Origin of the sequence: Actinomadura oligospora ATCC 43269 (assembly GCF_000518265.1) — a bacterium.
Taxonomy (GTDB): domain Bacteria; phylum Actinomycetota; class Actinomycetes; order Streptosporangiales; family Streptosporangiaceae; genus Spirillospora; species Spirillospora oligospora.
In genome coordinates this window covers 312,964-337,242 of the sequence record NZ_KI912412.1, presented here as the reverse complement: position 1 = coordinate 337,242, position 24,279 = coordinate 312,964, and the positions used below count along the sequence as shown (strand labels likewise).

Sequence of the window (24,279 nt, the reverse complement as noted above, 5' to 3'; positions counted from 1 at the left end):
TGGATAGGCTGTGGCAATGCAGGTCAACCAGTCGGCCAAGCTCGCGAACGTCTGTTACGACATCCGGGGTCCGGTTCTGAAGCGCGCCAAGGAACTCGAGGCGCAGGGGAACCGGATCCTCAAGCTGCACATCGGCAACCCCGCCCCGTTCGGCTTCGAGGCTCCGCCCGAGCTGCTGCAGGACATGATCCGCAACCTGCCGGAGGCGCACGGGTACAGCGACTCCAAGGGCATCCTGCCCGCCCGCCGCGCCGTGGTCCAGCGGTGCGAGGAGGCCGGCATCGAGGGCGTGGACGTCGAGGACGTCTACCTGGGCAACGGCGTCTCCGAGCTGATCGTGATGACGCTCCAGGCGCTGCTCGACGACGGTGACCAGGTGCTCATCCCCACCCCCGACTACCCCCTGTGGACGGCCGCGACCTCGCTGTCCGGCGGCGTCCCGGTGCACTACCGGTGCGACGAGGCGGCGGGCTGGGCGCCGGACCTGGCCGACATGGAGGCCAAGATCACCGACCGCACCCGCGCGATCGTGATCATCAACCCGAACAACCCGACCGGCGCGGTCTACCCGCGCGAGGTGCTGCTCGAGATCACCGAGCTGGCCCGCCGGCACGGCCTGCTGATCTTCGCCGACGAGATCTACGACCGGATCCTGTACGACGGCGCGAAGCACACCTCGATCGCCTCGCTGGCCCCCGACCTGCTGTGCCTGACCTTCGGCGGGCTGTCGAAGAACTACCGGGTGGCCGGGTTCCGGTCCGGCTGGCTGATCCTTTCCGGTCCGAAGGAGCACGCCGAGTCCTACATCGAGGGCCTCGACATCCTCGCGAACATGCGGCTGTGCCCGAACGTCCCGGCGCAGTACGCCGTGCAGGCGGCGCTCGGCGGGTACCAGAGCATCGACGAGCTCGTCCTGCCGACCGGCCGCCTCGGCGAGCAGCGCGAGCGGGCCGCGGCGATGCTGAACCAGATCCCGGGCGTGAGCTGCGTCCGGCCCGAGGGGGCGCTCTACGTGTTCCCGCGGCTCGACCCCGAGATGTACCCGGTCAAGGACGACGTGCGGTTCGCGTTCGACCTGCTGGAGCAGCAGAACATCCTGGTCGTGCAGGGGACTGGCTTCAACTGGCCGACGCCCGACCACTTCCGGATCGTCACGCTTCAGTACGCGGACGACCTGGAAGAGGCGATCGGGCGGATCGGTGACTTCCTCACGACCTACCGTCCCTGACCTTCAGGTGCGACTTCCGTGGCGGGCGGGAGGCTGAGAACTCACTCGGCTTCCTGCCCGCTCTCCTTTGCGGCCTCTGCCGTCCCTGCGGCTTCGGCCGCCTCTGCCGTCTTGGAGGCCCCTGCGGCCTCGTCGAGGCGGCGGAGCGCGCCCCGGACGGTCTCCGGATCGGTCGTGGCCCAGAACGGCGGCAGAGACGTCTTCAGGAAGCCGCCGTAGCGCGCGGTCGCGAGCCGCGGGTCGAGGACGGCCACGACGCCCCGGTCGTCCATCGCGCGCAGGAGGCGGCCCGCGCCCTGCGCCAGCAGGAGGGCGGCGTGCGTCGCCGCGACCGCCATGAAGCCGTTGCCGCCGCGCGCCGCGACCGCGCGCTGCCTGGCCGACGCCACCGGGTCGTCCGGACGCGGGAAGGGGATGCGGTCCATGATGACGAGCTGGAGCGACGGCCCCGGCACGTCCACGCCCTGCCAGAGCGACAGGGTGCCGAACAGGCAGGTCCGCTCGTCCTCGGCGAACTGCTTGACCAGCAGGGACGTGGAGTCCTCGCCCTGGCAGAGCAGCGGGTGCGACAGGTGGTCCTTCAGCTCGTCGGCGGCCTGGCGGGCGGCCCGCATCGACGAGAACAGGCCGAGCGTGCGGCCTCCGGCGGCCTCGATGAGCTCGGTGATCTCGGTCAGGTAGGCGTCGGGGAGGCCGTCGCGTCCGGGCTGCGGCAAGTGGCGCGCAACGTAGAGGATGCCCGAACGCGGGTGGTCGAAGGGCGAGCCCACGTCGATGCCCGACCAGGGCAGTTCCTTCTTGTCCTTGGTCTTCGCCTTGTCCTCGGCCGGGTCGGCTTTGGCGTCGCGCGCGGGCGGGACGTCAAGCGGAGGCAAACCCCATTGCCGCGCCAGCGGTTCGAACGATCCGCCCAGGGTGAGCGTGGCGGACGTGAGGACGGCCGTGCGCTGCTCGAAAAGGGTTGTGCGCAGGAGCCCGCCCACACCGATCGGCGCCACGTGCAGTGTCGGCGGACGCTTCGGACGTCCGTCCTGGACGAACGGCTTCTCCAGCCAGACGACCTCGTTCCGCGAGGCGATCTCGACCTGGTAGGACTCCAACAGCCGGACGGACGTGTCGTGCAGATCCTCGAGCGCCGAGCGTGCCGCCTTACGCGCGCCCGCGTCGGCAGGGTCCAGTTCCTTCTTCTCCGGGCCGATCGCTGTGAGGCAGGCGTGAGCGGCGTCCCGGACAACGGCCAGCGCATTGCCGAGGGCATCGGGCAGGACGTCCAGGCGTCCTGCGGGGAATTCCTCTAGGAGGAGGGTCAAGTCTTCGGCCGAACCCTTGAGACGGTCGGCGACGCCCTCTTCGATGAGGCGTCCACAGCGCCGCGCGGCGGTGTCCACAGCCGCCGCCGAGATGTCGCCGGTCGCCACCGCCGTGACGCGGTCGACCAGTTCGTGGGCCTCGTCCACGATCACGACGTCGTGCTCGGGAAGGACCTGGAACTCCTCCAGGGCGTCGATCGCGAGCAGCGCGTGGTTGGTGACGACGATGTGTGCCTCGCCCGCCTGCGCGCGCGCGAGCTCAGCGAAGCATTCGGTTCCCTGCGGGCAGCGCGTGGCTCCCAGGCACTCCTTCGCCGTGACCGCGACCTGCCGCCACGCCTGCTCGGTCACGCCGGGGACGAGCTCGTCGCGGTCGCCCGTCCGGGTCTCGTCCGCCCACTCGTTCAGGCGTTTGACCTGGCGGCCGAGGACCGACAGCTGCTGCGGGTCGAAGAGGCTGTGGTCCTCCTCCTGCTCGTCCGGGACGCCGGTCTGGACGCGGTGCAGGCACAGGTAGTTGCGGCGGCCCTTGAGGATCGCGAACTTCAGCTCGGTGCCGAGATGCGGGCGGAGGGCCTCGGCGAGGCGCGGGAGGTCGCGGTCGACGAGCTGCCGCTGGAGCGCGATCGTCGCGGTCGAGACCACCACGGTCCGGCCCTTGGTGACCGCGTGCCGGATCGCCGGGATCAGGTACGCCAGTGACTTTCCGGTGCCCGTGCCGGCCTGAGCGGCCAGATGCTCGCCGCCGTCGAGCGCCTGCTCGACGGCCTCCGCCATGGTGACCTGACCGGGCCGCTCGGCCCCGCCGATGGCCTGGACGGCGGCGGCGAGCAGCGTCGCCGTGTCGGGCACGCGTCCGGTCGATGCGGGACGCGCGGAACCGGCCAAAGACTCGGCGTCGGTGTCGGCGGAGGCGGAGAGGAGATCAGGGGCGGGCACGTCGCCCAACGCTACCCCTCCGTCCGGCGTGCTCGCGGCCAAGCCGGCGTGCTCAGCCACCTCATGGAGAGTGCGTGACCTGGATCACTTTTGTTGGCGCGCATGCTGTCGGGACTTGCGCCCATCACACGCCTCGGTCGGTCATGGGCGTGTCGGAAGCCGTGTGACATGGACTTTCGCCCCTCTGGCGCCCCCTGGGACGGAGCGGTCCGGTGCGTCCGCGAAGATACATCTGTGTCTGAAGCTGAAAGAGAAGTCCTGACCTGGGAACTGTTCGGCACCGCCAGCCGTGACCTGGCCACCATGGTCGCCGAGAGCGGATACCGGCCGGACCTGATCCTGTCGATCGCGCGCGGGGGCCTGTTCGTGGCCGGAGCCCTCGGCTACGCCCTGGACGTCAAGAACCTGCACGTCATGAACGTCGAGTTCTACACCGGCGTGGACCAGCGCCTCGACATGCCGGTCATGCTCCCGCCCGTGCCCGCCCCGGTGGACCTCTCGGGCGCGCGCGTGCTGGTGGCCGACGACGTCGCCGACACCGGCGCGACCCTCAAGCTCGTCCGGGACTTCTGTGCCGACCACGTCGCCGACGTCCGCTGCGCCGTCGTCTACGAGAAGCCGCACTCGACCGTGAAGTGCGAGTACGTGTGGCGGCACACCGACCGCTGGATCAACTTCCCCTGGTCCACTCTGCCTCCCGTCGTGCAACGGGACGATCAGGTCTTGGACGCCTGACGGCAAGGTCCGGCACGATCCGGAACGGTCCTTGGTTGGCTGGATCCCTCTGCTGGATCCGGCCCGCCAGGAGCGTCCTTGAAGTCCCGCCGCCCGTTGCTGATCGTCCTGGCGTACCTGGTCGCGGCGATTCCGGCCACCCTGGCCTCGACGGAGCCGCACATCGGCATGAGCGCTGTTGGGGGCGGCGTCGGCGAACGGCGTCCGAACATCATCCTGGTGCTCGCGGATGACCTGGCCACAGCGGACATGGGCAATTTCCCGAATCTCGCCAGGCTGGCCCGAGAAGGCGCCACGCTTCGCAACTTCATCGTTTCGGACTCTTGGTGCTGCCCATCACGGGCGACGATTCTGCGCTCGCAGTACGTGCACAGCCACGACATCCGTACCAACACCCCGCCGGACGGCGGTTACGGCCGTTTCCACTCCAACGGCGAAGACGGGGAGACACTTGGTACCTGGATGCATGGCGCCGGTTACCGGACGTCCCTCATAGGCAAGTACCTGAACGGCTACCCAGCCAAGGGGCCCAAGGGTTACGTGCCTCCGGGCTGGGACGACTGGCACGTCCCTGCACCGCACCACATGTACCAGCAGCACGACTTTCGTCTGGTCGAGAACGGCCGCGTCAACGCCTACCACCAAGGCCATCTGGACGACGTCCTCGCGGACAAGGGAGCGTCCTTCATCAGGACGGCTCCGCGTAACAAACCGTTCTTCCTTTACCTGGCGCCCATCGCGCCGCACATGCCGGCCGCGTTCACCGCACGCCACGCATCGGCCTTTCCGAACGCGAAGGCTCCTCGACCTCCGTCCTTCGACCGCGTGGGCAGCGGGCCCCAACCTCGATGGCTGCGCCAGTTGGGCCCTGTTGGCAATGCCGCAGTCAACCGGGGGGACCGCATCCACCGGAACCGCCTCCGCTCCATGCTTTCTGTGGATGACATGGTCGGCACCCTGATGCGCACCCTCCGCGAGACTGGGCGCCTGGACGACACCTACCTGTTCTTCACGTCCGACAACGGCTTCCACATGGGACAGCACCGGCTTTGGCCGGGCAAGACAACGCCCTATGAGGAAGACATCCGCGTGCCTGCTCTGGTGCGTGGCCCAGGGGTCCGGCCCGGGACGAGCACATCCGCATTGGCCGGGACGGTCGACTTGGCCCCGACGTTCACGAACCTTGCCGGATCCACTCTTCCCTCGTGCGCGGAGGGACGCTCGCTACTCCCGATCCTTAAAGGACGCCGTCCCTCGGACTGGCGAAAGGCGCTCTTGGTCGAGTTCTTTGCCGGACACCCCAGCACACACCCCGAAGGCCCGGACTGCGACAGCCGACCGTCCCATATTCGTGCGTGCCCACTACCGCCCAGCTACGCCGCCCTACGCACCGAACGCAACACCTACGTCGAGTACAAGGCGGGGGAACGCCAGCTTTTCGACCTGGCGAAGGACCCGTACGAACTCCACAACGCGATAGGGGACGCCCAACCGGCCTTCGTCCACCGGATGTCGTCCTGGCTGATGCGATTCCGGGCTTGCAGAGGCGCGACCTGCCGGTTCGTGGACCGCGGCTAACGAACCCCACGGGTTTTCCACAGTTGTTCGGGTGGCTGGAGGACTGCGGGTTCGGTCGGCGAAGGTCGAACCATGACCAACGAAACCACCCGTCTGGTGATCCGGACCCCCGACGACGCCCTCGCCGCCGTCCCGTACCTGCTCGGATTCCACCCGGCCGACAGCCTCGTCGTGCTGGGCTTCGACGGCCCTGAGAACACCTGCGCCGTCCGGGTCGACTTACCGCCCGACCCGTCCTGCGTCCCACGGATGGCCGAGCAGATCACGATGGTGGTCGGCCGCAACGGCTTCCGCAGCGCCCTCATCGTCGGCTACGGCCCGCGCGCCCCGGTGACCGTCGCCGCGTCCGCCGTCTGGGAGGCACTGGCGGCCTCTGGTGTCCGCATCATCGAGGCCATGCGCGTGGCGGGTGATCGCTGGTGGTCCCTCACCTGCCTGGACAAGTGCTGCCCGCCTGAGGGCCGCGCCTTCGACACGTCCACCACCCAGCTCGCGGCCACCGCGGCCTACGCCGGGCACACCGCCCTCACCGACCGCGAAGAGTTGCGCCGCTCGGTGGCGGCGCCGAAGGGCAACGCCCAGTCCGCCGTCCGCCGAGCGACCCTCCAGGCCGAGGCCCGCGTCCACCGGTGGGCCCAGGAGGAGCCGAGCTCCGAGGCCCTGACCGTCCGCATGACCAAGGAGGCCATCGAACTCCTGGAGGCCCTCCGCGCGTCCGAGAACCCACCCACCAACGCCGACGCCGCCCTGCTGTCCGTCCTGATGACCGACCTCCGCGTCCGCGACGAGATCTGGGTCCGCCTCACCCAGTACACCCCTCGTCAGGACCTCGAACTCTGGAGCGCCGTCCTCCGCCGGACCGACCCTCGCCACGCCGCCGCCCCGGCCTCCCTGCTGGCCTTCCTCGCCTACACGACCGGCGAGGGCGGCCTCGCCAACGTGGCCCTCGACCGAGCCGATGAAGCCGACCCCACCTACTCCATGGCCGCCCTCATCCGCACGATCATCGCCCTGGGCGTCCCACCCAAGAAGGCCCGCCTCAAACTGACCCCCGAAGACCTGGCCAGCCTCTACAACGCCCGCACCCCGCCCCACGACACGCCCCCGCAGCCACCCTCACCCACCCGCGCCCCGCCCCCGTAACCACCCACGCCCCAAGATCGGCTTTCTCCGAACCCACCCACCACCACCCCCCTTGGACGGCGAGCACCCAAGCTCGCGTCCACCACCCACGTCAGAGAGGAGCAGAACCAGACCACCCACCACAGCACGAAGCTCGAGCAGCCCCGGCACCCGCCGCGCCCCCGCCCCTCGGCCCACGAAGGCATCCCGAAGCCGTCCTCCCACGAGATGCCCACCCTTCAACGGGACTGTCGCCAGGGGGCAAAAACGGGTGTAGAGGCATCAAATCGCCCGCGGGTCGGCGGGGTGGGTGTTACGGAAATGGCCGTACGTGGCCAGAACGCATCAAGGGACGGGGGTGCCGCCTCCTTTTCACATCAGCGATTTCTTGCGGGAGGCAGACATGGGTGGACGCGACGTCCGGTGCGGCAAGAACGGGGCTTCGGCCACGGCGGGGAACCTGGCGTTGGACGTGGTGGCGGCACCGAGCCGGGTGCCGCTGCGGGTCCTGCCCGGGGGCGGCGAGCCGTCCGCGGTCGGGGCACGGCAGGTGGCGGCCCAGGTCGTCCACCTGCTGCTCGAGGCCCTGGCCGGGAAGGAGGTGCTCGGACACCAGGAGGCGGCTGTGTCGGGGCCGGTGGCGGTGCCGCAGGTCCTGTCGTGCTGGGTGCAGCAGCCGGGCGAGCGCGCGGCCGAGGGCGGCGCTGTGGTTCTGTTCCGGGGCCGGGTGCATGCCCTCGCCATCCGCATGGAGCTCCGTCACGGCCGCTGGCGCTGTACCGAGCTCGAGACCACCGCACTCGACCCCAACGCGGTCCCGGACCGTCCTCGCACCAGCCACAAGCCGACCAACGCACGTGAGCATCGGAGGTGATCCCACAGCCACCCACCAGAAGCATCCAAGAAGGGCGACCGTCACCGGGGTAGCCCAAGGCTATGAGTGAAGCTGGCACTGACCCCGCCCAGCTCCACCCAAAGGCCCCAACCAGAAGCGCCATCGGCCCCGCGCTCTGGATGCGTGTCCTAGTCTCCGCCTCGCGCTGCATCCCCCTCCACAGCGCCCCTGCACTCCATGCCGCGCTCTACGCCCGCACCATCCTGGATCCGCGCCGCGGGCCGACTCCGTGCCCTGTGTCCTGTGCCGACCCAGCACCGCGCAGACCCATCCCGTGCCGGGTTCGCGTCGTCTCGTGCCGGGTTCGCGCTGGGCAGGGCGCGTGTTCTGTGCCGATTCGTACCCCGCGCCGTCTCCGCCTCATATCGGCTGCGGAGAGTCGTCCCGCTCCGTATCGGGCGCGTAGCCCGTGCCCCTGCCTCGCATGCCGGATCTGCGCTCCGTCGTGCTGACTGCCGCGCCCCCTGCCGCATGCCGACCGCTCGGTGGGCGACTCCTCTTCGTGCGCCCGACTGCCCGCCGCGTGGGGTTGCGCCGCACGGGTCGCGCCGCGTGGGGCGTGGCTGGCAGGTCATGCCGCGCGGGGTCGCACCTGCATGGGGCGTGAGGCGCGGGATCGCGCTGTGCGGGTCGTGACGGGCGGGGTCGCGCTGTGTCGGGCAAGCTGTGCGAGGTCGTGCCGCTGGAATCACGCCGCGTAAGGTCGCGCCGCGCGTCCGGAGGACAGCGCCAGGTTCGCGCCGGGCGGGTCGCGCCTCGTGGGGCGTGGCGGGCGGCTCATACCGCGTGGGGTTACGCCGCGGGAGTCGTGCCGCGTGGGGCGTGGGGCGTGGGGCGTGGGGCGTGGGGCGTGGAGCGTGGAGCGTGGAGCGTGGGGCGCGGCGGGCGGGTCATGGCGCGTGGCGTTATGCGGCGGGGGTCGTGTCGCGCGGGTTACGTCGCGCGGGCGACTTCGCGCCGTGCGGCAGGCATCAGGTGGTGTGGACAACCTCATGCCGTGCATGGGCTTCACGTGGTGCGGGGGAGGTCGCGTCGTGGGGCTTCGCGTCGTGTGGGGGCTATGCGTTGGGTGGCTTGGTGTCGTGTTGAGCGGCTGTGTGCCGATCCTGGCTGCCTGTCGCCCCGCGCTGCGTGCTGACCCTGTGCCCTGTGCTTTTTCGGGGGGCGGGTTAGGGGCGGCGGACGGCTTCCCCGGGGGCGCCGGGGTCGATTCGGCGGTTGCGGTTGCGTTCGTTCCAGGCGCGCATGCGGGGCGGGTAGCCGACGATCTGGACGTCGTAGATGGGAAGGCCGAGGTCGCGGGCCACCTTGCCGATGACCTTGGGGGAGCCCACGCGGCGGCGGGTCCATTCGCCGTCGGTGGCGACGGCCACGGCGGTGGTGTCGGTGGCGAAGGTCTCGGGTTCCACGTAGAACTCGACGCCCTGGCGTGAGCGGGCGAAGGCGATCAGTGCCTCGATGTCGGCGTCGGTGGCCTCGCGGTCCAGCTTGGCGACCGTTGTTCCGCGATTTCTGCGGATTCCGAAACGGTCTCGGAATCTCATCGTGTCCCGTCCGTTCCTTCTTGTGCGTGGGTGATTACGGGGTCAACGATCGCCGGGGGGATAACCGTTCCCCGACATTCGGCGCGTCCCGGGCGGACGGCGTCAGGTGGGCCTAGACTGGCGGACTCCGATGATCAATGCAACGGGCACGCCGGGAGGCGTCATGATGGGGCAGGCGTTGGTCCGACGGGGAGCCGCGGCGATGGCCGTCGCGGCGGCCTGCGGGTGGGCGAGTTCACTCGCCCCCGGAGTCGCGGCCGGAAACGTCGGTCTGGCCGCTTCGCGGCAGACGGTGAACCAGGCACAGCTGGTGAGCGCGCAGCGGGGGCCGGTGGCCGCACCCCCGCGGAAGATCGATTGCCGCAAGGTCAAGTGCATCGCGCTCACGTTCGACGACGGGCCGGTGTCGGGGACCGGCAAGCTTTTGAAGTATCTGGCCGCCCGGCACGTCCGGGCGACGTTCTTCCCGGTGGGAAGGAACGTCAAGGCCCATCCGGAGATGGTGCGGAAGGAGCTCGCGGCCGGGCACGAGGTCGGCAACCACAGTTACACGCACGCCGATCTGTCGCGGCTCTCCACCGCGCGGATCACGAGTGAGATCACCAAGACGCAGAAGGCGGTCCGGGCGGCGACCGGGTTCACGCCGAAGCTGATGCGTCCGCCCTACGGGGCGACCAACTCGCGGGTGGCGGCGGTGACCAAGCGGCTCGGGATGCCGCAGGTCATCTGGGCGGTCGACCCCCTCGACTGGCGCGACCGGAACAGCAAGACGGTCGAGAGTCGCGTCGTGGGCCACGCGCGGCCGGGATACATCGTGCTCATGCACGACATCCATCCGACGACGGTCGCCGCCGTTCCGAGGATCATCAGCCGGCTCGCCGCGAAGGGGTATGTCTTCGTGACCGTTTCCGAGCTGTTCGCCAATCACCTCACCCCCGGGAAGAAGTACGCGAGGCGGTAGTCCTCCGTCCGGTGTCTGAGCGTCATCGCTCCGATGTCCGGTTCCGGTCTCCGGCGGCTGTCCACGACCCGAAGTCAGGGTCGTGGGCAGCCGTTCTGTATTGGCCGATTTCGATCCCGAATTCTGTGAGGAACGGTTCGGACGGGCCTGACCTGGTGCCCGGGACGGGCGGGACACGTCGGGCGGACGGAGTGGTCCATGCGGACGGGGGCGACTCAGGGGTGGCTCAGGGACTTCCCTGATGGTGGCCGGACGACCCGGGGGCGCACCATGGGGATATGGACAGCGGGTATGCGGATCTGAGGGTTTCGAACGCGGAGCGCGAGCAGGTCGTCGAGCGGCTTCAGGATGCCTACGCCGAGGGGCGCCTCGACCATGACGAGTTCGACATGCGGACGCATCTGGCGATGACGTCCAAGACCCGGCGGGACCTGGACGCGGTGCTGCTCGACCTCCAGCCCGTCGCGCCGGCGGGGCGGACGCCGGCGGCGGTCACCGGGCCGTCGACGTCCGAGGAGCGGATGCTGGCGGCGGTGGCGCACGGGCTCGGGTACTTCACCGTGTTCGTCGGGCCGCTGGTCATGATGCTGACGGCGGGGAAGCGGTCGGCGTACGTGCGGGAGCACGCGGTCGAGGCGCTGAACTTCCAGCTGACCATCCTGCTGGTGACGATCGTGACGTTCGGGCTCGGGGCCGTCCTCTACGCGGTGACCTGGCTCGTCGCGGCGGTCGCGGCAGTGTTCGCGCTCACCGGGCAGCCGTTCCGCACGCCGTTCATCCTCCGCCTCGTCAAGTAGGACGCCCCCGCACGGCGAAAGTCCCACCGCGCACGCCACCAGGCCGCCCGGCTGCCCGATCCGGGTGGCCCTTCGGGGTGGGCGGTGGCCTGTCTTGGCCACGAGTGAAACGATCGTCTCTGATGGCGGCGAGGGCCGTATCGCCTGCGGAAACGTGGGTGTGCCGGTGGGCGGGATGGGGTGGTTTATTCCCGTCCGGCCCTGTGATGACCCTCTCGCCAAATTTGTGTGGAACATACATGGGATGATCTGTTTACTGTGTGCGGGAGGGGCTAGATGACGGAGCTTGCGGTCAACGACGATCATCAGCGCGCGGTCGAGGCGCTGCGCCGGTCCTATGACGCGATCCCCAAGGGGTCGCCGGTGCGGCTGGCGAAGAGGACCTCGAACCTGTTCCGCTGGCGGGACCCGGCGCAGGGGCCGGGCCTGGACGTCTCGGGCTTCGGCCGGGTGCTGAGCGTCGACCCGGAGAGCCGGACCGCGCAGGTCCAGGGCATGACCACCTACGAGGACCTGGTGGACGCGACCCTGCCGCACGGCCTGATGCCGACGGTCGTCCCCCAGCTCAAGACGATCACGCTCGGCGGCGCGGTGACCGGGCTCGGCGTCGAGTCGACCTCGTTCCGCCAGGGGCTGCCGCACGAGGCCGTCCGGGAGCTGGACATCCTCACCGGCGGCGGTGAGATCGTCACCGCGACCCGCGACAACGAGCACTCCGACCTGTTCTACGGGTTCCCGAACTCCTACGGGACGCTCGGCTACTCGCTCCGCATCGTGATCGACCTGATCCCGGTCAAGCGGTTCGTCCGGCTGCGGCACCTGCGCTTCGACAGCGCCGGGGAGCTCGCCCGCGCGATGGGCACGATCACCGAGTCCGGCGAGTACGAGGGCGAGACCGTCGACTTCATGGACGGCACGGTCTTCTCGGCGGCCGAGCAGTACATCACGCTCGGGTTCTTCACCGACGAGGCGCCCTACACCTCCGACTACACGGGCCAGCGGATCTACTACCGCAGCATCCAGCAGCGGTCGGTCGACTTCCTGACCGTCCGCGACTACATCTGGCGCTGGGACACCGACTGGTTCTGGTGCTCGGGCGCGTTCGGCGTCCAGAACCCGACCGTCCGGCGGGTGTGGCCGGACAAGTACAAGCGCTCGGACGTGTACCGCAAGCTCGTCGCCTACGACCGCCGCTACCAGCTCGTCGCGCGCGTGGACCGGTGGAGTGGCAAGCGTCCGCGCGAGGACGTCATCCAGGACATCGAGGTGCCGGTCGAGAACCTCCCGGCGTTCCTCGACTTCTTCCACGAGAAGGTCGGGATGAAGCCGGTCTGGCTGTGCCCGATCAAGGCCCGCGAGAACTGGCCGCTGTACCCGCTCGAGGCGGGCCGCGCCTACGTCAACGCCGGCTTCTGGGGGACGGTCCGGATTCCGCCGGGCCAGATCCCCGAGTACCACAACCGGATGATCGAGCGCGAGGTCGCGCGGCTTGACGGTCACAAGTCCCTCTATTCGACGGCTTTTTACAGCCGGGACGAGTTCTGGAAGCACTACGACGGGCAGACCTACCGGCGGTTGAAGGGGACCTACGACCCGGACGCCAGGCTGCTGGATCTCTACGACAAGTGCGTGCGCGGACGCTGATCGTCCGCGGCATCGGGGGGAGGCCCCGGGCCCGGGGCCGGTGGTGAGTGACACCGTCGTCCCGTCGGGCGCGGGGCGAGGAGACAGGAGGGATCACAATGACGCTGGCCAGGGTCTTCGAGGAACTGATCGGGCCTGACGCGCCAGTGGAGTTCGTCGCCTACGACGGGTCGCGCGCGGGGCGCCCCGGATCCGACATCCGGATCGAGGTGACCTCGCCGTACGCGCTGTCGCACATGGTGCACGCGCCGGGGTCGCTGGGGATCGCGCGTGCCTACGTCAGCGGCTTTCTCGACGTGCACGGGGACATGTACGAGACGCTGTCGACGCTGCAGCGGGTCATGGGGGACCTGAGCGGGCGGGACAAGGCGAGGCTGATGCGCGCGGTGCTGCGGGATCCGCTGCTCCGCGCCGCCGTCTCACGCCGTCTCGACCCGCCGCCGCAGGAGGCGCCGTTCAGCCGCGTGCCCTCGTGGCTGCGACACTCCAAGAAGCGGGACGCCAAGGCCATCTCGCACCACTACGACGTGTCCAACACGTTCTATGAATGGGTGCTCGGGCCGTCCATGGCGTACACCTGCGCGTGTTACCCGACGGAGACGGCCACGCTTGAGGAGGCGCAGTTCTTCAAGCACGACCTGGTCGCCAAGAAGCTCGGACTCCAGCCCGGGATGCGGCTGCTGGACGTGGGCTGCGGCTGGGGCGGCATGGTCATGCACGCCGCCAAGGAGTACGGCGTCAAGGCGCTGGGCGTGACGTTGTCCAAGGAACAGGCCGAGTGGGCGCAGAAGGCGATCGCCGAGCGCGGCCTGTCCGACCTGGCCGAGGTCCGGCACCTGGACTACCGGGACGTGACCGAGACCGGGTTCGACGCGGTGAGCTCGATCGGCCTGACCGAGCACATCGGCAAGGACAACCTCCCGGCGTACTTCGCCTTCCTGCACGGCAAGCTCAAGCCGTACGGCCGGATGCTGAACCACACCATCACCCGTCCGGACAACCTCGCGCCCGCGATGAGGCCCGGCGGGTTCATCAACCGCTACGTCTTCCCGGACGGCGAGCTGGAGGGCCCCGGCTTCGTCCAGCAGCGGATGAACGACGCGGGCTTCGAGATCCGGCACCAGGAGAACCTGCGCGAGCACTACGCGCGGACCCTCCAGGGCTGGGGCCGCAACCTCGACGCCCACTGGGACGAGGCCGTCGCCGAGGTCGGCGAGGGCACGGCCCGGGTCTGGCGCGTCTACATGGCGGGCTGCGTCGTCGGGTTCGACCAGAACTGGATCCAGCTGCACCAGACGCTCGGAGTGAAGCTGGACGAGAAGGGCGCGGCGCACATGCCGCTGCGTCCGACCTGGGCCTCCTGACCAGGAGCCTCCTGACCAGGCCAGGCGTCCGAAACCAGTTATCGGACAGCTGACGAAAAGGGGCGAAGCCCGGCGTGCGGTCGTACCGCGCGCCGGGCTTCGCCGCGTCTTCGGGGGAGGGCGTCAGGTGAAGCGGAGGGTGGACGCGATGGCGTCGGCCTCGCTCGGCATGCGGCCCTCGCGGGCGGTGACGGTGACGACGCAGAGCCGGTCCTGGCCGATGACCTCGTACTGGCGTCCCTCGAGGACGCCGGCGCCGGTGCGCAGCTTGTAGTCGGCGCGGACGCCCTGCTGCCCGGCCATCGGCATGTCGGTGGTGGTCACGTCGGTCGCGCCGACGCGGGTGAGGCCGCTGTTGACGGCGCTCTTGAGCAGGTCGGGGGTGATCCCGCCGGTGGTCTGGCAGAGTCCGTTGACGTTGGTGGCGTAGCCGTCCACGACCGATTTGGGGTCGAGGGCGTAGATCGCCTTCCGCGCCTGGAGGGTGGCGAGGCCCTGCTTGATCGTGGCCTGGTCGGCGCCCTGGATGCCGACCTGGTCGAGCCGGTCGGCCAGGTCGCCCGGGGTGAGCGAGATCGGCGTCCAGTTCGGCGGGACGGCCAGGGCGAGCTGGTTCTCGGGGCCGCCGACGGTCTTCCAGCCGTTCGGGGTCGGCGCGGCGCCGCCCCCGGGCGAGGACGAGTCGGCCGGACTCGCGGTGTCGGTGGGTGTGCCCGCGCCGGACGGGGAGGACGCGGCGGGCGACGCGGTGCCCGGGGTGACCGGGTCCGAGCCCGCGTCGGACTTGGAGTCGCCGAGGCAGCCGGACAGGGTCAGTGCCGCTCCCAGGGCGACGGCTACGGATGCGATCGCGCGACGTGCCATCGGGCAGATCCTCTCGCCGGAAAGGGGGTGCTTTGTCCCAGACGTGATCGTGGCGCGAACGGTTCGTGGCGAGCACTGTGGCATGCATCACAGCGCCGCAATCGGTCAGACCGAAACGCGGTTATCTCGAGTCAACAGAGCGAGCAGGTGATATCTCTAAGGTGTGGATTACGACTACGTCATCGTCGGCGCGGGGTCCGCCGGAGCGGCGCTGGCCGCCCGGTTGTCCGAGGACCCCTCGGTCAGGGTCGCTCTGCTGGAGGCCGGGGGAACCGACCGGAAGCAGGAGATCCACATCCCCGCGGCCTTCACCAGGCTCTTCAAGACCACGCTCGACTGGGACTTCCAGACCGCCCGGCAGCCGGGGCTGGACGGCCGCGAGATCTACTGGCCGCGCGGCCGGATGCTCGGCGGGTCGTCCTCGATGAACGCCATGATGTGGGCGCGCGGCACCCGCGCCGACTACGACGGCTGGGACGTGCCAGGCTGGACCTACGACGACGTCCTGCCGTACTTCCGCCGCGCCGAGGGCCGCGTCGGCAGCAACACCGGCGACGTGTACGGGACGGACGGACCGGTCACGATCTCCGAGCAACGCGACCCGAACGTCACGACCCGCGCGTTCCTGCAGACGTGCGAGAACGCCGGCCTGACCCGGCTGGACGAGCTGAACGGCCCGGACAACGAGGGCTACTCGATCGTCCCGGTGAGCCAGCGGCGAGGCCGCCGCTGGTCGACCGCCGACGCGTACCTGCGTCCGGCCCGGCGGCGGCGCAACCTGCGGATCCTGACGAATGCGCAGGTCGCGCGCATCATGGTCGAGGACGGACGGGCCGTCGGCGTCCGGCTCGCGCGCGGCGGCGGCGTCAACGCGCGTCGCGAGGTCGTGCTCAGCGCGGGCGCGGTCGGCTCCCCGCACCTGCTCATGCTGTCCGGCATCGGCGACGCGGGCCACCTGCGTGAACACGGCGTCGAGCCGGTCGTCGAGCGATCCGAGGTCGGACGGCACCTCCAGGACCATTTAGCGATCATGCTGCTCCGGCACTGTCCGGAACCGGTCACGCTGGTCGGCGCGGGGAGCCGTGGCGACATCGCGCGCTACCTGCTGCTGAGGCGCGGGCCGTTCACCTCGAACGTCGGGGAGGGCGTGGTGTACGCCCGCAGCGGTCCCGAGCAGCCCGCGCCCGACCTGGAGCTGGTGTTCGCGCCCGTCCCGCTCATCCGCGCCGGGCTCGACGAGCCGACCGAGCACGGCGTGACGCTGGGAGTGGTGCTGCTGCGGCCCGAGTCGTCCGGGCGGATCGCCCTCGCGTCGGACGATCCGTACGCCAAACCGCTGATCGACCCCGGGTACCTGTCCGCGCCCGGCGACCTTCCGCGCCTGGTCACCGGGCTGCGGATGGGGGAGAAGCTGCTCGACGGCGAGCCCGTGTCCCAGTACGCGACGCGTCCGATGACGCCGCACCGGGAGGGCGACGACGACGCGGCGCTGAGGGCGTACGTCCGGGCGCACGCCGAGACCCTCTTCCACCCGACCGGAACCTGCCGGATGGGCACCGACGAAGACTCCGTCGTGGATCCTGACCTGCGCGTTCGCGGCGTCGACGGGCTGCGGGTCGCGGACGCGTCGATCCTGCCGGAGATCATCCGAGGCCATACCAACGCGCCGTCCGTCATGATCGGCGAGTACGCCGCCGACATCATCCGGCGGACATAGGAACGGGCATGGGAGAAGGGGCGGGCCGCGCGGCCCGCCCCTTCCCGCGTGCGGCTACAGCTTCGCCCACGCCTCCGTCAGGACGGACCGGAGGATCTGCTCGATCTCGTCGAACTGCGCCTGGTCGCTGACCAGCGGCGGCGCGAGCTGGACGACCGGGTCGCCGCGGTCGTCGGCGCGGCAGTACAGGCCGTTCTCGAACAGGGCCTTGTCGAGGAAGCCGCGCAGCAGCCGCTCGGTCTCCTCGCCGTCGAAGGTCTCCTTGGTGGCCTTGTCCTTGACCAGCTCGATGCCGTAGAAGTAGCCGTCGCCGCGGACATCGCCGACGATCGGCAGGTCGAGCAGCTTCTCCAGGGTCGCGCGGAACGCCGACTCCTGGCGGGACACGTGGCCGAGCAGGTCCTCGCGCTCGAACAGGTCGAGGTTGGCGAGCGCGACGGCCGACGACACCGGGTGTCCGCCGAAGGTGTAGCCGTGCGCGAACATGGTCGTCCCCTGCGCGAACGGCTCGAACAGCCGGTCCGCGACGAGCATGCCGCCGAGCGGGGAGTATCCCGAGGTCACGCCCTTGGCGAAGGTGATGATGTCCGGCTCGTAGCCGAACTTCTGCGAGCCGAACATCGTGCCGAGGCGGCCGAACGCGCAGATCACCTCGTCCGAGACGAGCAGCACGTCGTGCTTGTCGCAGATCTCGCGGACGCGCTGGAAGTACCCGGGCGGCGGCGGGAAGCAGCCGCCCGCGTTCTGCACCGGCTCGAGGAAGACCGCGGCGACGGTGTCGGGGCCCTCGAACTCGATGACCTCCTCGATGCGGTCGGCGGCCCAGCGGCCGAACGCCTCGGGGTCGTCGCCGTGCGCGGGCGCCCGGTAGATGTTGGTGTTCGGGACGCGGAACCCGGACGGCACGAGCGGCTCGTACGGCGCCTTGATCCCGGGGAGGCCGGTCAGCGTCAGCGCGCCGTGCGGGGTGCCGTGGTAGGCGACCGCGCGGCTGATCACCTTGTGCTTGGTGGGCTTGCCGACCAGCTTGTAGTAGTGCTTGGCGAGCTTCCAGGCGCTCTCCACCGCCTCGCCGCCGCCGGTGGTGAAGAAGACGCGGTTGAGGTCGCCGGGGGCGAGGTCGGCGAGCCGCGCGGCGAGCTCGACGGCCTTCGGGTGGCCGTAGGACCAGATCGGGAAGTAGGCGAGCTCGGCGGCCTGCTTGGCGGCGGCCTGGGCGAGCTCCTCGCGGCCGTGCCCGGCCTGCACGGTGAACAGCCCGGCGAGGCCGTCCAGGTAGCGCCGGCCCTTGTCGTCGAAGACGTACGCGCCCTCGCCCCGGACGATCATCGGGACCTCGGCCCCGGCCGCGACCGGGGAGTGCCGGGCGAAGTGCATCCACAGGTGGTCGCGGGCGGCCGACTGAAGCGACTCGGACGGGTGTGTCATCACTCTTCCTCGCAAAGCCGAGTATCCCTCGCTGTCTGCGAGCGATCCAGTTGTCTAGATGCTAACCAAGTACGGATTCCGATGTAAACAGGCCGAGATAATAACGAGATCCGCACATCTCGTGAGTCTTCTCACGGTTCGATAGGCTCACGGGCGAAGCGAGCGCTTGGGAGGTTCCCGATGACGGACCCCGCGATCGGGTCGGGTGTGGTCGAGGCGAACGGGCTGGAGTTCGCGTACAGGACGGCCGGGCCCGCGTCCGGGCCGCTGGCGTTGTGCCTCCACGGCTTCCCCGACTCGGCGCACACGTGGCGGCATTTGCTGCCCGAGCTGGCCGACGCCGGGTACCGCGCGGTCGCGCCGTTCATGCGCGGGTACGCGCCCACCGCGATCCCGAAGGACGGCGCGTACCAGACGGGCGCGCTCGCCGCCGACGCGAACGCGCTGCACGAGGTGCTCGGCGGGGACGGCGACGCCGTCCTGATCGGGCACGACTGGGGAGCGTCGGCCGCCTACGCCGCGGCGGCGTCCGCGCCGGAACGCTGGCGGCGCGTCGTCACGCTGGCCGTCCCGCCGATGGGCGCGATCCTCCAGTCGTTCTTCTCATATGAGCAGCTCAAGCGCTCGTTCTACGTCTTCCTCATGCAGACGCCGCTCGCCGCGATGGCGATGACCGAGGACTTCGTCGCAGGGCTCTGGCGCGACTGGTCGCCTGGCTACGGCACGGCGGCGAGCGACGGCGCCGACGGCACGACGGGCGTCGGCGGCATGGCGGACGAGGTGGCGCGCTTCATGCGGTGCATGGCCACGCCCGCCCACATGGAAGCCGCGATCGGCTACTACCGGGCGATGCTCGACGCGTCCCTGCACCTGCCGCGCTATGCCGCCGAACAGGACGCGTCGTCGCGTCCGGGGAAGCGGCCCACGCTCTACCTGCACGGAGCGTCCGACGGATGCTTCGGCGCGGACGGAGTGTTCGCCGACCGGGCCGCGCTCCTGGGTGCCCTCCCGCTGGACTCGCGGGCCGAACTCGTCCCGGACGCCGGTCACTTCCTGCATCTGGAGCGTCCGGACGAGGTGAACCGCCGGATCCTGCGCTGGATCGACGCCCGCTGAACTCCAGGGTTGACGCAAGCGCTTGCTTTGCCACGATGGAGGGACGTGCGCGAGAGGCGGTGACCATGTCCGGCCCGGACGATCTCCACCATCACACCAGCCCAGACGGACCGGCGGACGATGACCCGGCGAGCGTCAACCCGGCGAGCGTCAATCCGGGTGACCTGGCGTTCTGGGCGAAGCCCTGGGAGGAGCGGGTCGCGGTGTTCGCGGAGCTGCGGCGGGCGGACCGCCCGGTGCTGTTCCCCGAGCCCGAGATGCCGTGGATGGAGGCGTTCGGGTTCCAGCGAGGGAACGGGCACTACGCGCTGGTCAGGCACGCGGACGTGGCCGAGGCGAGCCGCCGTCCGGAGGTGTTCTGCTCCTCGCGCGGGACGATCGCCGGGACGCTCGACCCGCCGCCGGAGTTCATGGAGTACTTCGGCTCCATGATCACGATGGACGATCCGCGGCACGCCCGCCTGCGCCGGATCGTGTCGCGCGCCTTCACGGCCCGCGTGGTCGCCCGCATCACCGACGCGATCGACGCAGCGGCCGTCCGGATCATCGAGGACTTCCGGCCCAAGGGCGGCGGAGACTTCGTCGCCGAGGTCGCCGGACGGCTCCCACTGAAGATCATCTGTGACCTGATGGGCGTCCCGCCGGAGCGGCACGACCGCGTCTTCGAGCTGTCCAACCTGATCGTCGGCTCGTTCGACCCCGAGTACATGCCCGACCTCGCCGAGCTCGGGCCGAGCGTGATCGCGGCGGGCGAGGAGCTGCGGCAGATGGTCCACGAGATCGCCGCGCAGCGCGCGGAGCGTCCCGCCGACGACCTGACCTCGGTCCTCACCCACGCGAACGTCGAAGGCGAGTCGCTCACGGACGCGGAGATCGGCTCGTTCTTCATCCTGCTGATCGTCGCGGGCAACGAGACGACGCGGAACGCGATCGCGCACGGCCTCGACCTCCTCACCCGGCACCCCGGCCAGCGCGCGCTCTGGACGTCGGACTTCGAACGGCTCGCGCCGACGGCCGTCGAGGAGATCGTCCGGTACGCGAGCCCGGTGAACCTCATGCGACGGACGGTCACGCGCGACTACGAGCTGGGCGGACAGTGGTTCAAGGACGGCGACAAGGTCCTGATGTACTACTGCTCCGCCAACCGCGACGAGACCGTGTTCGACGACCCCGACACGTTCGACATCACCCGTGACCCGAACCCGCACCTGGGCTTCGGCGCGCCCGGCCCGCACTTCTGCCTCGGCGCGCACCTCGCCCGGCAGGAGATCACCGTGATGTTCCGCGAGTTGTTCCGCCGCCTGCCGGACATCCGGACCACGGCGCCTCCCGAACGCCTGGAATCCAACTTCATCAACGGCATCAAGCACCTGGAGTGCGCGTTCTGACGCCCACCGGCGTCACCAGGGGAGCGGCTCGGTCCCGGTGAAGAAGCCGCCGGACGGGCCGTCCTCGGGCAGGAGCGCGAGCGGCACGACGAAGCCCGCGCCCTGCTCGACCGTCTGGAAACCGGTGTGCGCGTTCAGGTCGGTGGCCGTGTAACCGGGATTGGCGGCGTTCACCTTGATGCCGGTGTCGGCCAGCTCCTTCGCGTACGACAGCGTGATCCCGTTCAGCGCCGTCTTGGACGAGTTGTAGGCCAGCAGGTTGAAGGGATAGTAGACGCCGTCCGGGTCGCTGAGCAGGGTGATCGAGCCCAGTTCGCTCGACACGTTCACGATGCGCGCGGCGTCGGCGCGGCGCAGGAGCGGCAGCATGGCGTTCGTGACGGCGACGACGCCGAACACGTTCGTCTCGTACGTCATGCGCAGCGCCGCCACGGCCAGCTCGCTCGGCGAGACGCTCGCCTCGGCCGGGGCGATCCCGGCGTTGTTGACGAGGACGTCGAGCCGTCCGAACTCGGTCTCGATCCACTTCGCGGCGGCCTCGATGGTCTCGTCGTCGGTGACGTCCAGCCGGACGAACCGCGCGTCGAGCCCGTCGCCGGTGAGTTCGGCCGCCGCCTTCTCGCCGCGCTCCTCCGAGCGTGCCCCGACGAGGACGGTCATCCCCTCGCGGCCCAGCATCCGCGCGACCTCGAACCCGATTCCCTTGTTGGCCCCGGTGACCAGGGCGATGCGCTTCTCGTTCATGCAGGTCAGCTTGGCCGCATCCGTCCGCGCGAAGGAGAGACTCCGCGAAGCTGGGATCAGCGGTACCACCCTTGGGCTCTGAAACCGCCGCAGAATGGACGCGTGGAGAAGGCCGAGCTCGCACAGTTCCTACGCGTCCGCCGCGCCCGCATCAGCCCGGGAGACGTCGGGCTGCCATCCGGATCGCGCCGCCGCACGCCCGGCCTGCGCCGCGAGGAGGTCGCGCGCCTGGCGGACATGTCGGTCGATTACTACGTCCGGCTGGAGCAGGCGCGCGGACCCAACCCGTCCAGGCAGATCCTCGGCGCGCTGGCGCGTGCCCTGCGGCTCAGCGACGACGAGCGCACCCACCTGTTCCACCTGGCGGGCGAGCCTCCGGCCCCGCCGCAAGGGCCGCCGCAGGACGTCCCGCCCGGCATCGTCCACCTGCTGGAGCGCCTGGACGACACCCCCGCCTACGTGCTGGACGCGGCCTACAACGTCCTCGCCTGGAACGCGATGGCCTCGGCGCTCCTCGCCGACTTCTCGGCGCTGCCGCCCCGCGACCGCAACCCGCTCCGCTGGTTCTTCCTGGTCGCGGAGTCGGCGCAGATCACCGAGGAGGACGAGTACTTCCAGTTCGCCAGGGCCTCGGCCGCCGACCTTCGCGCGGCTCGCGGTCGCTACCCGAACGACCCGGGCATCAAGGCTTTGCTAGAGGAGTTGCTGGAGGGGAGCGAGTTGTTCCGTCGCGTGTGGGCGGAGCACGACGTGGAGATCCGGCGTAGCAACACCAAGACGATGGTGCATCCGGTGGTCGGCCCTATGGAGTTGCACTGCGATGTGCTCGTCGTGCCGGAAAGGGACCAGAAGGTCATCCTCTACACGGCGACGCCCGGAACGGACTCGCACGAGGCGCTGAAGTTGCTCCGCGTCATCGGTACTCAGAAGCTGGCGACTGCACAGTCTCAGCTCCCGTGACGGATTCCCGTCCGTTCCCATAGGCGATGGGCGCGGACAGCGTGGCCCAGACGATTTTGATCCGGCCGGACGTGAACCGGTGGCCGTACTGGTTTGCCAGGGCCCGCACCATGAAAAGGCCGCGTCCGGATTCGGCGAGGAGGTCGAGCTCCTGCGCGGGCGCGGGCCAACGCGGCTCGTCCGGCGAATGGTCGTGGATCTCGATGACGACCTGCGTCCGATCGAGGATGAGCCGCAACCCGAAAACGGTCCCCTGCGGCTGGACGGCCGCCACGTTCGCGACGAACTCGCCCACGATCGTCTCCGCCTCGTCCCGCAACTCGACCAGCCCCCACTTCTCGAGAACCTGCCTGGTCAGGAGCCGTGCCGTGTCCGACGCGTCCGCGTTGACGAACAACGCCCGCCGGAACATCGACCCGCCGTCCCCCACCTGATCGCCCACCCTCGCCACCCGCCTTCCGAGAATCCTGTGCCGTGAGTCACACAGTTCTCCTGACGCGGCGTGATGTCGCGTGTACCGTCAGCATCCGGGAAAGGTTGGGAAAGAGGGAGGGTGTCATGGCCACGCGTGAGTCGCTTCTTCAGCTTCCGGACCCCAAGAGCAACCTGTGGAACTTCAGTGCTCACTACCTGCGGCAATCGCGGAAACGGAAGGGTTTGTCCGGGGAGGCGCTCGGGCGTGCTCTCCAGATCAGCAAGTCGAAGGTTTCCCGGATTGAGCGTGGGGAGGAGCGACTCGACCTGGCTCTTGCGGAGAAGGCCGACCTGGCGCTGGGGACGGTCGATCTCTTCGCGCTGCTCGTGTGGTATGCGAGCTTTGGGCACGATCCCGAATGGTTCCCCCAGTACGTCAAGTTCGAGCAGCAGGCGACGTGGCTTCGTCTCTACGAGGCGCAGGTCATCTCGGGGCTCTTCCAGACCGAGGACTACGCGCGCGCTTTGGTCGCCTCATCCATCGAGACTGATGTCGAGGGCATCGTGATGAGGCGCTTGCAGCGTCAGGAGATGCTCGCGCGTGAGCAGGCGCCGCCCAACGTCTCGTTGCTGTTGAGCCAGAACGCCCTGGACTGGCCGGTCGGGTCCCCGCGCATCATGCGGGAGCAGCTCGAATATCTGCTGAACGCGGCCGAGCAGGCTCACATCATGATTCGGGTCGTGCCCCGCTCGTGGGAGTGCGGTGCGCATGCGGGCCTCGCGGGCTCGTTTCAGCTCCTCACAGGAGATCCCTGGGGAGAGGCCGCTTACACGGACGCCCCCGGGACGGGGCGGCTGGTAGCGTCGCCGGCCGATGTCCTGAAGTACGCTCTGAGGTACGAGCGGATCAGTGGATCGGCCTTGAGCGTGGAGCGCTCGATCGAGCTGATCCGGCGAGTTATGGAGGCGTTCCGTGACTGATCAGCTTGTGTGGCGCAAGGCCAAAGCCAGTGGCCCCGAAGAGAGCGCGTGCGTCGAACTGGCCGACCTGGTGGATGTCGTCGGTGTTCGCGACAGCAAGGCTCCGGAATTGGGGCACCTCACTCTGTCTCGCTCGGCGTTCGCCGAGCTTCTCGGGAGCTTGGGCAGGTCTTCTCATGAATGACGAGGCCGTGTGGCGCAAGTCGAGCTACAGCGGTACTGAGCAGGGCGAGTGCGTCGAGTTGGCTGGCCTGGCTGGTGTGGTCGGCGTCCGCGACAGCAAGGCTCCGCATGCAGGTCACCTGAGCCTGTCCTGTTCTGCGCTCGCCGAACTCTTCGGGCGTGTGCGCGAGGCGTCCAATGAATGAAGAGGCCGTGTGGCGGAAGGCGAGTCGCAGTGGCCCTGAACAGGGAGCCTGCGTCGAGTTGGCTGGCCTGGTCGGTGCTGTTGGGGTTCGGGACAGCAAGAATCCTGGTGCGGGGCATCTGAGGTTGTCGCGGGAGGCACTGGCCCTGTTGTTCGGGAAGGTCCGGGCCGGGATCGGCTGAC

23 protein-coding genes are annotated in these 24,279 nt (G+C 69.6%); 17 read left to right on the top strand and 6 right to left on the bottom strand.

Annotated elements, in window-relative coordinates; genetic code table 11:
• The first annotated feature begins 16 nt into the window (after positions 1-16).
• The gene (locus P696_RS0141565; RefSeq protein WP_026416955.1) at positions 17-1,228 is read left to right on the top strand and encodes a pyridoxal phosphate-dependent aminotransferase; all 1,212 of its coding nucleotides are present in this window, start codon (positions 17-19) and stop codon (positions 1,226-1,228) included.
• Between the two features lie 41 nt (positions 1,229-1,269).
• On the opposite strand, the gene P696_RS51725 is transcribed toward P696_RS0141565, so the two are convergent.
• Positions 1,270-3,477 carry an ATP-dependent DNA helicase gene (locus P696_RS51725; protein ID WP_425394187.1) on the bottom strand — a complete coding sequence of 736 codons (2,208 nt, stop codon included), beginning with the start codon at positions 3,475-3,477 and terminating at the stop codon, positions 1,270-1,272.
• A gap of 234 nt (positions 3,478-3,711) precedes the next feature.
• Between P696_RS51725 and P696_RS0141555 the strand changes: the two genes are divergently transcribed.
• The 4 genes from P696_RS0141555 to P696_RS57745 all read left to right on the top strand — a co-directional run bounded on the left by P696_RS0141555 (position 3,712) and on the right by P696_RS57745 (position 7,786).
• Entirely contained in the window at positions 3,712-4,212 is a 501-nt protein-coding gene (locus P696_RS0141555; protein ID WP_026416954.1) for a phosphoribosyltransferase, read from the top strand.
• Positions 4,213-4,290: 78 nt separating this feature from the next.
• Positions 4,291-5,790 carry a sulfatase family protein gene (locus P696_RS51720; RefSeq protein ID WP_034489642.1) on the top strand — a complete coding sequence of 500 codons (1,500 nt, stop codon included), beginning with the start codon at positions 4,291-4,293 and terminating at the stop codon, positions 5,788-5,790.
• A gap of 72 nt (positions 5,791-5,862) precedes the next feature.
• Positions 5,863-6,933 carry a DUF4192 domain-containing protein gene (locus tag P696_RS51715; protein WP_051469093.1) on the top strand — a complete coding sequence of 357 codons (1,071 nt, stop codon included), beginning with the start codon at positions 5,863-5,865 and terminating at the stop codon, positions 6,931-6,933.
• A gap of 382 nt (positions 6,934-7,315) precedes the next feature.
• On the top strand, positions 7,316-7,786 hold the full coding sequence (locus P696_RS57745) for an Rv3235 family protein (RefSeq protein WP_026416953.1): 471 nt from the start codon (positions 7,316-7,318) through the stop codon (positions 7,784-7,786).
• Between the two features lie 1,190 nt (positions 7,787-8,976).
• Here the strand turns inward: P696_RS57745 and P696_RS0141535 are convergent.
• Positions 8,977-9,351, bottom strand: a complete 375-nt coding sequence (locus P696_RS0141535) for a hypothetical protein (protein WP_026416952.1) — start codon at positions 9,349-9,351, stop codon at positions 8,977-8,979.
• Between the two features lie 310 nt (positions 9,352-9,661).
• On the opposite strand from P696_RS0141535, the gene P696_RS51710 reads away from it, so the two are divergent.
• The 4 genes from P696_RS51710 (at position 9,662) to P696_RS0141515 (ending at position 14,117) form a co-directional block, all read left to right on the top strand.
• Positions 9,662-10,312 carry a polysaccharide deacetylase family protein gene (locus P696_RS51710; protein ID WP_245628015.1) on the top strand — a complete coding sequence of 217 codons (651 nt, stop codon included), beginning with the start codon at positions 9,662-9,664 and terminating at the stop codon, positions 10,310-10,312.
• Positions 10,313-10,590: 278 nt separating this feature from the next.
• Positions 10,591-11,109: a DUF1707 and DUF4870 domain-containing protein gene (locus tag P696_RS0141525; RefSeq protein ID WP_026416951.1), complete on the top strand. Its 519-nt coding sequence runs from the start codon at positions 10,591-10,593 to the stop codon at positions 11,107-11,109.
• A gap of 276 nt (positions 11,110-11,385) precedes the next feature.
• A complete protein-coding gene (locus P696_RS0141520) occupies positions 11,386-12,753 on the top strand; it encodes an FAD-binding oxidoreductase (protein ID WP_026416950.1) in 1,368 nt (455 codons plus the stop codon).
• A 98-nt stretch (positions 12,754-12,851) separates the two neighbouring features.
• Complete coding sequence (locus tag P696_RS0141515; protein WP_026416949.1) at positions 12,852-14,117, top strand: class I SAM-dependent methyltransferase; 1,266 nt, start codon at positions 12,852-12,854, stop codon at positions 14,115-14,117.
• 123 nt (positions 14,118-14,240) lie between these two features.
• Here the strand turns inward: P696_RS0141515 and P696_RS0141510 are convergent, their stop codons facing one another.
• The gene (locus P696_RS0141510; RefSeq protein WP_026416948.1) at positions 14,241-14,981 is read right to left on the bottom strand and encodes a hypothetical protein; all 741 of its coding nucleotides are present in this window, start codon (positions 14,979-14,981) and stop codon (positions 14,241-14,243) included.
• A 163-nt stretch (positions 14,982-15,144) separates the two neighbouring features.
• Here P696_RS0141510 and P696_RS0141505 point away from each other — a divergent pair, with 163 nt between their 5' ends.
• Entirely contained in the window at positions 15,145-16,698 is a 1,554-nt protein-coding gene (locus tag P696_RS0141505; RefSeq protein ID WP_026416947.1) for a GMC family oxidoreductase, read from the top strand.
• A gap of 54 nt (positions 16,699-16,752) precedes the next feature.
• On the opposite strand, the gene P696_RS0141500 is transcribed toward P696_RS0141505, so the two are convergent.
• Positions 16,753-18,126, bottom strand: a complete 1,374-nt coding sequence (locus P696_RS0141500; protein ID WP_026416946.1) for an aspartate aminotransferase family protein — start codon at positions 18,124-18,126, stop codon at positions 16,753-16,755.
• Positions 18,127-18,306: 180 nt separating this feature from the next.
• Here P696_RS0141500 and P696_RS0141495 point away from each other — a divergent pair, with 180 nt between their 5' ends.
• Together P696_RS0141495 and P696_RS0141490 are read left to right on the top strand one after the other, a co-directional pair.
• Entirely contained in the window at positions 18,307-19,242 is a 936-nt protein-coding gene (locus tag P696_RS0141495) for an alpha/beta fold hydrolase (RefSeq protein ID WP_034489639.1), read from the top strand.
• Positions 19,243-19,277: 35 nt separating this feature from the next.
• Positions 19,278-20,630: a cytochrome P450 gene (locus tag P696_RS0141490; protein WP_245628014.1), complete on the top strand. Its 1,353-nt coding sequence runs from the start codon at positions 19,278-19,280 to the stop codon at positions 20,628-20,630.
• 12 nt (positions 20,631-20,642) lie between these two features.
• On the opposite strand, the gene P696_RS0141485 is transcribed toward P696_RS0141490, so the two are convergent.
• On the bottom strand, positions 20,643-21,374 hold the full coding sequence (locus tag P696_RS0141485; RefSeq protein ID WP_026416943.1) for an SDR family oxidoreductase: 732 nt from the start codon (positions 21,372-21,374) through the stop codon (positions 20,643-20,645).
• Positions 21,375-21,476: 102 nt separating this feature from the next.
• On the opposite strand from P696_RS0141485, the gene P696_RS0141480 reads away from it, so the two are divergent.
• Positions 21,477-22,334 (top strand): helix-turn-helix transcriptional regulator, encoded by an 858-nt coding sequence (locus P696_RS0141480; RefSeq protein ID WP_026416942.1) that lies wholly within the window; start codon positions 21,477-21,479, stop codon positions 22,332-22,334.
• Here the strand turns inward: P696_RS0141480 and P696_RS51705 are convergent.
• The gene (locus tag P696_RS51705) at positions 22,288-22,776 is read right to left on the bottom strand and encodes an ATP-binding protein (RefSeq protein ID WP_157430245.1); all 489 of its coding nucleotides are present in this window, start codon (positions 22,774-22,776) and stop codon (positions 22,288-22,290) included. The two genes, P696_RS0141480 and P696_RS51705, sit on opposite strands and share 47 nt — an antisense overlap.
• A 116-nt stretch (positions 22,777-22,892) precedes the next feature.
• Between P696_RS51705 and P696_RS0141470 the strand changes: the two genes are divergently transcribed.
• Genes P696_RS0141470 through P696_RS55430 form a run of 4 tightly spaced genes read left to right on the top strand, consistent with a single transcriptional unit; the run spans position 22,893 to position 24,278 of the window.
• Positions 22,893-23,729, top strand: coding sequence for a helix-turn-helix domain-containing protein (locus P696_RS0141470; RefSeq protein WP_026416941.1), 837 nt, complete (start codon positions 22,893-22,895; stop codon positions 23,727-23,729).
• Complete coding sequence (locus P696_RS55440; protein WP_084339035.1) at positions 23,722-23,913, top strand: DUF397 domain-containing protein; 192 nt, start codon at positions 23,722-23,724, stop codon at positions 23,911-23,913. The genes P696_RS0141470 and P696_RS55440 overlap by 8 nt, the downstream gene beginning before the upstream one ends.
• Complete coding sequence (locus P696_RS55435) at positions 23,906-24,097, top strand: DUF397 domain-containing protein (RefSeq protein WP_084339033.1); 192 nt, start codon at positions 23,906-23,908, stop codon at positions 24,095-24,097. The genes P696_RS55440 and P696_RS55435 overlap by 8 nt, the downstream gene beginning before the upstream one ends.
• Positions 24,090-24,278, top strand: a complete 189-nt coding sequence (locus P696_RS55430; protein ID WP_084339031.1) for a DUF397 domain-containing protein — start codon at positions 24,090-24,092, stop codon at positions 24,276-24,278. Before P696_RS55435 ends, P696_RS55430 begins: the two co-directional genes overlap by 8 nt.
• The last annotated feature ends 1 nt before the right edge of the window (position 24,279 follow it).